At 39.4% G+C, this 8,698-nt stretch carries 11 protein-coding genes; 9 read left to right on the top strand and 2 right to left on the bottom strand.

Going from position 1 to position 8,698, the window contains the following annotated elements; genetic code table 11:
* Positions 1–35: 35 nt before the first annotated feature.
* Complete coding sequence (locus EP1_RS01100; RefSeq protein ID WP_067622010.1) at positions 36–962, bottom strand: alpha/beta hydrolase; 927 nt, start codon at positions 960–962, stop codon at positions 36–38.
* 128 nt (positions 963–1,090) lie between these two features.
* Here EP1_RS01100 and rbsR point away from each other — a divergent pair, with 128 nt between their 5' ends.
* From rbsR to EP1_RS01060, 8 genes are all read left to right on the top strand, one after another.
* Positions 1,091–2,083 carry a ribose utilization transcriptional repressor RbsR gene (rbsR, locus tag EP1_RS01095; protein ID WP_067622007.1) on the top strand — a complete coding sequence of 331 codons (993 nt, stop codon included), beginning with the start codon at positions 1,091–1,093 and terminating at the stop codon, positions 2,081–2,083.
* Positions 2,084–2,191: 108 nt separating this feature from the next.
* The gene (gene rbsK, locus EP1_RS01090; protein ID WP_067622004.1) at positions 2,192–3,097 is read left to right on the top strand and encodes a ribokinase; all 906 of its coding nucleotides are present in this window, start codon (positions 2,192–2,194) and stop codon (positions 3,095–3,097) included.
* A gap of 21 nt (positions 3,098–3,118) precedes the next feature.
* Positions 3,119–3,514 (top strand): D-ribose pyranase, encoded by a 396-nt coding sequence (gene rbsD, locus EP1_RS01085; RefSeq protein ID WP_067622001.1) that lies wholly within the window; start codon positions 3,119–3,121, stop codon positions 3,512–3,514.
* Positions 3,515–3,539: 25 nt separating this feature from the next.
* Complete coding sequence (rbsU, locus tag EP1_RS01080) at positions 3,540–4,427, top strand: ribose/proton symporter RbsU (RefSeq protein WP_067621998.1); 888 nt, start codon at positions 3,540–3,542, stop codon at positions 4,425–4,427.
* Positions 4,428–4,606: 179 nt separating this feature from the next.
* Complete coding sequence (locus tag EP1_RS01075; RefSeq protein WP_067621995.1) at positions 4,607–5,008, top strand: hypothetical protein; 402 nt, start codon at positions 4,607–4,609, stop codon at positions 5,006–5,008.
* Positions 5,009–5,050: 42 nt separating this feature from the next.
* Positions 5,051–5,350: a DUF5960 family protein gene (locus tag EP1_RS01070; RefSeq protein ID WP_067621992.1), complete on the top strand. Its 300-nt coding sequence runs from the start codon at positions 5,051–5,053 to the stop codon at positions 5,348–5,350.
* Positions 5,351–5,544: 194 nt separating this feature from the next.
* Entirely contained in the window at positions 5,545–5,874 is a 330-nt protein-coding gene (locus EP1_RS01065; protein ID WP_067621989.1) for a hypothetical protein, read from the top strand.
* Positions 5,875–5,877: 3 nt separating this feature from the next.
* Positions 5,878–6,195 carry a hypothetical protein gene (locus EP1_RS01060; protein ID WP_067621987.1) on the top strand — a complete coding sequence of 106 codons (318 nt, stop codon included), beginning with the start codon at positions 5,878–5,880 and terminating at the stop codon, positions 6,193–6,195.
* 66 nt (positions 6,196–6,261) lie between these two features.
* Here the strand turns inward: EP1_RS01060 and EP1_RS01055 are convergent, their stop codons facing one another.
* Positions 6,262–7,437, bottom strand: a complete 1,176-nt coding sequence (locus EP1_RS01055; RefSeq protein ID WP_067621984.1) for a NupC/NupG family nucleoside CNT transporter — start codon at positions 7,435–7,437, stop codon at positions 6,262–6,264.
* Positions 7,438–7,800: 363 nt separating this feature from the next.
* On the opposite strand from EP1_RS01055, the gene EP1_RS01050 reads away from it, so the two are divergent.
* The gene (locus tag EP1_RS01050) at positions 7,801–8,439 is read left to right on the top strand and encodes a GntR family transcriptional regulator (RefSeq protein ID WP_067621981.1); all 639 of its coding nucleotides are present in this window, start codon (positions 7,801–7,803) and stop codon (positions 8,437–8,439) included.
* The last annotated feature ends 259 nt before the right edge of the window (positions 8,440–8,698 follow it).

The raw sequence follows: 8,698 nt of genomic DNA, 5'->3' as shown, positions 1-8,698 counted from the left end.
GTTTTTTAGCAAAATGAAGGTCTTTTGTTTAAACATTAAGGGACATAGTTTGTTACGAATGAAGTTATTTTTTGTTGATACAAAGTAGGATCGGTGCTTAATGCTTCAGCATGTTTCGCTCCATGCACGACATATTTTTCTTTAGGTCCTCTGGTTGCTTGATAAACTTCATCCAACATCGAATAAGGAACAAAATCGTCTTTATCACCGTGAATGAACAGCATCGGCCGAGTATTCTTGTTTAACTGTTTCACCGTATCCGCTTCGCTGAAAAAGTAACCAGCGCGGACTTTTGTTACTAGGCTAGTAACTGGGATTAAAGGAAAGGATGGTAGCTTGAACAGCTGTTTCAATTGATAGCGCAATTCTCCATTGACGGAACTATACCCACAGTCTTCGACAAAGGCCTTGACGTTATCTGGTAGTTTTTCACCGCTCGTCATCATGACTGTCGCGGCGCCCATACTGACACCGTGCAGAACGATTTCAGCTTGTGGGTCCTCTTTGGTGATCCGCTCGATCCACTGCAAGTAATCTTTCCGTTCGTGCCAGCCAAAACCAATATAATCACCGGCACTTTTACCATGACCTCGGGCATCCGGCATTAAAACATGATAGCCAAGATCGTGATAGATTTTGGCGTATTGGGACATATCCGAAGCTTGTCCCATATAACCATGGGCGATAAGCGCTGTTTTGTGTTGATTTTTTTGCGCTGGCAGATAATAAGCGGCTAATTTCAAGCCGTCTCTAGATGTAAGCTGCCAGTCATGGCGGTTATTTTTATCATTGAACCAATTTTCAGCAGTAACTAATTCAGCGGATTTCTTTTCCGAACTATCGGCTAAAAAATCTTTTTTAGCTGGAATAATTGCATAAGAATAAAAATAATTTCCTGCAGCAATCAATCCAATTACTAGAATCACCAGTGTTCCTATAATAAATTTTGTCGTCTTATTCATTTTTTCTCCTTGTATATGACTTCATTAGCAGTATAAAAAAATTTTGGACACCTAGCAAGTTTACTTGCGTATTTACAGGGAAATACTTTCGTGAGAAAATGTAGCAGAGTTTAAACAGGAGCGATTAGATGAAAAATAAGAAAATAACGATTAAAGATGTCGCGAAACAATCAGGCATGTCGATTGCTACGGTATCTCAAATCTTAAACGGCAATGAACAAAAATTTAGTCCTACAACAGTCGAAAAAGTTTTAGCTGCTAAAACGGCGTTAAATTACGAACCAGATTACTTTGCTCGCCGGATGATTATGAAAAAAAGCAAGACGATCGGGGTTCTCATCCCAGATATTACAAACCCGTTCTTTAGTACATTGGTTCGGGGCATCGAAGGGATCTTGTATCGTGAAAACTTTGTAACAATACTTTGTAATGCGGATTTTGATCCCAAAAAAGAAACTGATTATTTAGAAGAGTTGAGTCGGCGGGGAGTAGATGGCTTTATTATTGCTAGTTCGGCAATTTCTAATCAGGCTATTAATGAGAATTTACGCAAAAAAAACCTGCCCTTTATTGTGCTGGATCAAAAAAAAGCCGAGGGTTTTAGTGATGCTGTGTTGACTGATGATTTTTCAGGTGGAAAAAACGCTGCAGAACATTTGCAACAATTAGGTCATCAAAAGGTCGCTGTCGTCTTACCAGCCGATGCTACTGAAAATATCGCCAATCGTTTGAAGGGATTTAAAGAAGTCTATCCTGAGCCGATCTTAATTTATAGAGAATTAGCGAAAGAAGCCGGACGGACAGCGGCACAAGAAATCATTCAAACAGATGTGACAGCGATTTTTGCAATCAACGATGAATTAGCTTTTGGTTTGTATTTAGGGTTAGCGGAGTCAGGTAAACGGATTCCCCAAGACTATAGTGTAATTGGTTACGATAACGTCGATATGTGCGAATACATCACACCACAATTAACGACGATTGCTCAACCAATCTATGAATTAGGGCAAACGACAGCCGAATTATTATTGGAAAGAATTCAGCAACCAGAAAAGGATTGGGAGGAGAAAACCTTGCCAGTTCAATTAATTGAGCGTTTTTCAACAGCACACTTGAAATAATTTTCAAGCTGTGCTATATTTTTTGTGTCGAATTAAAACGTTTTAATAAAACGTTTTAATCTAAAGGTAATTAAAATGATTTGAAAAATACGAAATGGAGTGAATAAAATGAATACGATTACAATCGTAGGAAGTATCAACCTTGACCGTACGATCCGAGTAAAACAAATGCCGAAACCAGGAGAAACCATGCATACAAAAGAAATCTTCTCTGCTGGCGGAGGAAAAGGTGCCAATCAAGCAGTTGCAGCGAAGCGTTCAGCAGCAACGACTCGTTTTATCGGAGCGATCGGTAACGATGAAGCTGGTGAAATGATGAAAGAACTTCTATCTGAAGAGGGCATCGAATTGGCTGGCGTTCAAACATTAGAAAAACAAGCGACGGGTCAAGCTTACATCATTGTGGATGATCAAGGCGAAAACAGTATTATGATTCATGCGGGTGCGAACAATGCCTTTACCCCTGAACAGATCCAAGCACATGCTGAACTAATCAAAACGAGCGATTTTGTCATAGCACAATTTGAAAGCACTTTAGCCAGTACAGTAGAAGCTTTTAAAATCGCTCGTGAAGCAGGAGTAAAAACTATTTTAAACCCCGCACCTGCTTTAGAAAATGTGCCGGAAGAATTGTTGAGAGTTACGGATATGATCATTCCAAATGAAACAGAAACTGAAATTTTAACGGGAATTAAAGTGAGCGATGAAGCCAGCTTGAAAGCGGCGGCGGATCATTTACACCATTTGGGGATCGAAGCAGTAATTATTACAATCGGTAGTAAAGGCGCTTTTTACGATGTTAACGGCCGCAGTGGGATCGTACCCGCATTCAAAGTGAATGCGGTGGATACGACAGCGGCTGGCGATACGTTTATCGGGGCTATGAGCAGTATTTTAACCAAAGATTTCAGTAATTTAGAAGAAGCCATCAAATATGGCAACCAAGCGTCTTCTATCACAGTTCAACGTTTTGGCGCACAACCATCAATTCCCTATAAAAATGAACTAAATTAAAGTAGCGAGAGGATGTTTACGATGAAAAAAGGAAAAGTTATTAATTCAGATATTTCACGAGTAATTGCTCAAATGGGCCACTTTGATCAATTGAGTATTGGTGATGCCGGTATGCCCGTTCCAATGACCACTGAAAAAATTGATTTAGCAGTAGCTAACGGTATTCCCAGTTTTATGGATGTATTGAATAATGTATTAGAAGAATTAGAAGTTCAACGGATTTATTTAGCCGAAGAAATCAAAACGGAAAACCCTGAAATGTTAAAAAAAATTCAAGCTCGCTTACCAGAAACACCGCTTACTTTTATTCCTCATAGTGAGATGAAGGCTGCTTTACATGACAGCAAGGCATTTATCCGAACGGGTGAAATGACCCCGTATGCCAATATCTTATTGGAGAGTGGCGTTGTCTTTTAGTCAGTACTAACGAGGAGGAATTATCATGAATGTAACAGCAATTTTGATTGGTTTAGGACCATTACTTGGTTGGGGGTTGTATCCTACGATTGCCTCAAAGATTGGTGGTCGTCCAGTTAATCAAATTTTAGGATCAACACTAGGAACGCTGATTTTTGCACTGATTTTTGCAGCAGTTAATGGAATGAGTCTGCCGACTGGAGTGGATTTAGTTTTCTCGATTATTTCAGGAATCGGCTGGGCAACCGCTCAGATTATCACTTTCCAATCGTTTACACTGATTGGTTCATCAAGAGCGATGCCGATCACTACGGCTTTTCAACTGTTAGGAGCTTCACTGTGGGGAGTATTGGCTCTAGGAAATTGGCCCGGAACCACGGCAAAATTATTAGGCGGCTTAGCTCTCGTTTTAATTATCCTAGGAGCTTGGATGACGGTTTGGAGCGAAGAAAAAACACAAGAGCAATCAAGTATTTTGAAAAAAGCCGTTCTTCTATTAGCAGTCGGTGAAATTGGTTATTGGGCTTACTCAGCTGCGCCTCAGGCGACATCGATCGACGGCATGCACGCTTTCTTGCCGCAAGCAATCGGAATGGTTTTAGTAGCGGTGGTCTATTCAGTAGTTTTAAGTGTAAGAGGCAAAGAAAAAGCGGCATTTACAGAAGTCGTATCGTATAAACATATTTTCTCTGGTTTCTTTTTCGCCTTTGCCGCATTGACGTATTTGATCTCTGCCCAACCAGATATGAACGGACTAGCAACCGGCTTCATTTTATCGCAAACATCCGTTGTGTTAGCTACGCTTACCGGGATCTGGTTCTTAGGACAAAAGAAAACAAAAAAAGAAATGACTGTTACAATCGTTGGTCTGGTCTTGATTTTAGTGGCCGCTATGATGACTGTCATGCTTTAAATCAACTAAAAAAGCAGAATAAAATGGCTACCGGCGTTCGATCATCGAGGATCAAACGCCGGTAGCTTTTTTTATTAGTAAGGTCATGATTTTAGGCTAAAGCGGATAAATCGAAGTTTTCAGCTTGTGAGTGCTATAATAAAAATGTAAAAAACCTTTTGTAGGAAAGAGGAACAATGATGAAGCTGACGATTTCATTGGATATCTTGGAAGAGACGTTTTACTATGTTTCGCCGGTTAAACCAGTTTCTACAGTCCCTTTGATTTATACAACTTTTTTAGCGGAAAAGGCTCAAGTTGCTTATACGACTGAAAATGAAGCAAAATTTGCTCGAAAAATCGAGCGCTCTTTTAAAATGGCGTTTCATGAAGTCTTGCAGGAAAATCGTGAGTATCGCCAAAGTTTGGATCAAGACCAGCCTTTGGCACCGCAAGAGCATTTAACTAAACAAGGGAAGTTAATTGAATCTTTACTGACCGCAATCCAAAAATATCCGGAATTGCAACTGATTCGAGTAGAACTTGTCGGTAGCTGGCCCTTATATCAAACAGCAGCTGGGCGGCTAGATTTAACAGAGTAACTAGTACAAAAAAATAATGATGAAATTGAGAGGATGAGTAACATGATGATGACTTATTTTGAAGGACAAGCGGCATTTTTAGAGGATTACAAAAAAATTGCGAAAACAAATAAAGATTCGGAAAAAGTTATTGATGATGTAATGGAGCAACTGAATAAACCTACACCAGATGACAAATTAATCTATATCTTACCTGGTTCTGAAACAGTCAGCGGTCTAGCTGTTCGATTTCCGTTTCGAAAAAAATTAATAGCGACTGATAATGAAGCGGCTGTTTCAACGCAGTTTTTTTATGAAGGATCACCCTACGAATATGAATTTGTAGAAGATGAACAATTATAATTTTAAAGACTTTTAAGTTGCTGAAAACTTAAAAGTCTTTTTTTGACTTGCTTTAAAAAAATAAGTTGGTATGATGGATATAATACGGTTTGTTATTTTTTAGCAAGAATGGGAGGTGATGGTCTTGCATGATCGACTAGCAGCAGGACTATTTCCTGCAGGCAATCATTGAAAACTGAAAGGAAGTTAATAGATTGTTTATTCTTGAAAAGACAGCGGAACCAACACAACAGATTTGGAATCACATCAAACGTAACTATCAGGGGGAAAAAGTAGCAGTCGTAGGGATAAAGAGGCAATTGCCACAGACTTTCTTGCGTAATAAGCAAGTTATTTTTTATGAAAGTTTGACTGGTAAGAGCTTAGTCGCTGAAGGTCAACGATTTATGGAGAAATTTGTCGATGATTATTCAGCACTGGTCTTCTATTTAGACTGTTCCTCAGCGGAAGCAGAGCAACTAAGGGACTACGGCCGTTCTTTAGGTATCCGTGTAACGATAACAGTAAATGAAGAGGCGGCCTAGACGATGGTTTGGAAAGAGGTTATTCGACAAGAAAAAGTAGACAATACCATTTTACGCAACGGGCTTAGATTGCTTCATCAAAGTAGCTGGCGGAATAGAAAAGAACAACATACTTTATTGGATTTTTCAAAACAATTGCAAAATGTGATGCAACTACATTTAGAGACTGAAAAATTAGTTGTGGGGATTCCTGGTTTTGGAAAAGAAGTCACACTATTGGAAATTGATGAATGTGACTTTGTTCCACACTGCCAAATTGAGCAAGTAGTTGAATCTGCTGAAGGCCATTTTATCAAGCTGCGATTAATCGAAACTAGTTAATAGATTGGATAAATAAGAATCCAAAAGGGGTGTGACAAAGTTTTGTCACACCCCTTTTCCTATTGATTAAAAGATCAAGCCGGTAATGATCGCGCTCAAAAAGCTGACCAGACTGGCACTCAACAAAATTTTCAAGCCATGTTTGGCTACTAGATTCCCTTTTTCTTCGTTCAAGCCTTTCATTGCACCAGAGATGATACCGATGGAAGAAAAGTTGGCAAATGAAACTAAGAAAACAGAGACGATTGCGGTTGTCCGAGCAGAAAACTCCCAGTTGCCTTTAGCTAACTCTGTCATAGCAACAAATTCATTGGTCACTAGTTTAGTGGCCATCAAACTGCCGGCATCGACAGCTTCTTGCCAAGGGATCCCGGTCAGAAAAGCCAATGGTGCGAAGACATAACCTAAGATCTCTTGGAAAGTCAGACCGGTAACTTTGGCAAAAATGAAATTAATCATGGCAATCAGTGCGACAAAACCGATTAACATCGCTGCAACGGTTACGGCAACTTGAAAGCCATCTAAAATATACTCGCCGAGCATTTGGAAGAAGGTTTGGTCTTTGTCTTCTTCAATCACTAATTCATCATTTTCCAATTGATAGGGATTGACGATTGAAGCAATGATAAACCCACCAAATAGATTCAACACTAGCGCAGTAATAACATAACGGGGTTGGATCAGCGCCATATATGAACCAACGATTGACATGGACACGGTGGACATGGCTGAGATACTCATCGTTGTCAAACGCTGTTCTGAAAAAGTAGGTAATTCCTTTTTGACAGAAATAAAGACTTCGGATTGGCCTAAAATTGCTGAAGCAATCCCGTTATAGGATTCTAATTTTCCCATGCCATTAATCTTACTGAGGGCCAGTCCAATGCCCTTCATGAAAAGCGGTAAAATTTTAATATAGCGCAAGATTCCGATAATCGCTGAAATAAAGACGATCGGCATCAAAACGTTTAAAAAGAAGGGAAAGCTGCCCTTATTAGCGATACCGCCAAAAACAAAGTCGACCCCTGCACCAGCAAAACGTAATAACGCATCAAAGACATCAGCCAAACTACTAACAATGGTAGTTCCCACCGTGGTCCGTAATAAAATGAAACCTAATAAAAATTGTAGAACTAGCATGATCAAAAGCGGTGAGTAGCGAATCTTTTTTCGATCATTGCTAATTAGAAAACTGAGGGCCAAAACAAGAATCAATCCAATAATACCTATCACAAAATGCAAAAAATCACTCCTTCAAAATTATCCTGAATTAGCTTAGCCTGTTTTGCGAAAATTTACGAAAGATATCCTTAAAAACAAGACTTCTATGAATAAATTCTAAAGACGAAAACACTAACAACTTCATTTAGGGCTCTTTTTACCGTTTACAGCTTTTCTAAAAAAAATATGCTATGCTTGAAAAGAATTCTGCAGAAAAAGATGTCAGTATCGTTTTTCGCTGTATAGAGTAAAAAGTAACCGATGTAGTTACTCCTTTAATTAAGGTCGAGCCACTTTAACGGAAGGACATACGAGACGAGAATCAGACTCATTTTTTACTTTTTGAAAAATGGAGTACGTTTAGACGAATTAGGAGGGATCAGATTGGAAGGGGAAAATAAGAAGCGGATCTTGTTGCCGCGCTATCAGCAGGTTGCAGTGGAAATTGCTGAACGAATCGCCGATAAACGATATCAAGTGGGCGAAAAAATCCATGCGCGCTCCACTTTAGCAAGTAATTTCAATGTGTCACCGGAGACAGCCCGCAAAGCGATCAATGTTTTAGTGGATTTGGGGATCATGGAAGTCCGGCATGGCAGCGGCGCTTATGTACTTTCACGAGAAAAGGCGCAAGCCTATTTTGAAAAATATCAAGATGTGCAGTCCATTCAAGAAATCAATCAAGAAATCCAAGCTAGTGTTGAAAAACAAAAACAAGAGTTGGACACTGTCAGCAAATTATTGAATCAATTGCTTGTTCAAACAAAGCGGGTACATAATGTGGCTCCCTTTGTTCCCTATGAATTGACGGTGACAGAAAAAGCTGCTCATTTGGAAAGGACCGTCAATGAGTTGAATATTTGGCATGAGACGGGCGCAACGATTGTCGCTATTCAGCAAAAAGATCAACTATTGCTATCCCCAGGCCCCTACGCCAAAATTTGTGCGGGTGATACGTTATTTTTTGTAGGAAATGAATTAGTCTTGCAGCGAATGCAGCATTTATTTTATCCTGGGGTCTAACGCTTTTAGCAAAAATCCAAAGATTCTATTTCAAATATGCTGGAAAAGCTTTTTGACTAAACTTGTGAAAGCTCAGTGCTGAACCTCGAAGTGATACTGACCGTAAAAAAATACCGACTGGAGAAATCTGGCCGGTGTTTTTGTGTTGTCATGTATTGATGTCAGACAGGGGATAAACGTGTTTTTTTTTATTACTAGAATGTGGGGAAACTAGTCAATCAGACTGATTTACTGAAAACTTCCAACACTTTTTTTGACA

Source organism: Enterococcus pseudoavium NBRC 100491 (assembly GCF_001544295.1).
Lineage (GTDB): Bacteria > Bacillota > Bacilli > Lactobacillales > Enterococcaceae > Enterococcus_A > Enterococcus_A pseudoavium.
This window is presented reverse-complemented; position numbering and strand designations above follow the sequence as displayed.

What these genes read in the sequence shown, in the direction of transcription:
- EP1_RS01100 (WP_067622010.1), bottom strand. Translation starts at nt 962, where the DNA reads ATGAATAAGACGACAAAATTTATTATAGGAACACTGGTGATTCTAGTA.
- rbsR (WP_067622007.1), top strand. Translation starts at nt 1,091, where the DNA reads ATGAAAAATAAGAAAATAACGATTAAAGATGTCGCGAAACAATCAGGC.
- rbsK (WP_067622004.1), top strand. Translation starts at nt 2,192, where the DNA reads ATGAATACGATTACAATCGTAGGAAGTATCAACCTTGACCGTACGATC.
- rbsD (WP_067622001.1), top strand. Translation starts at nt 3,119, where the DNA reads ATGAAAAAAGGAAAAGTTATTAATTCAGATATTTCACGAGTAATTGCT.
- rbsU (WP_067621998.1), top strand. Translation starts at nt 3,540, where the DNA reads ATGAATGTAACAGCAATTTTGATTGGTTTAGGACCATTACTTGGTTGG.
- EP1_RS01075 (WP_067621995.1), top strand. Translation starts at nt 4,607, where the DNA reads ATGAAGCTGACGATTTCATTGGATATCTTGGAAGAGACGTTTTACTAT.
- EP1_RS01070 (WP_067621992.1), top strand. Translation starts at nt 5,051, where the DNA reads ATGATGATGACTTATTTTGAAGGACAAGCGGCATTTTTAGAGGATTAC.
- EP1_RS01060 (WP_067621987.1), top strand. Translation starts at nt 5,878, where the DNA reads ATGGTTTGGAAAGAGGTTATTCGACAAGAAAAAGTAGACAATACCATT.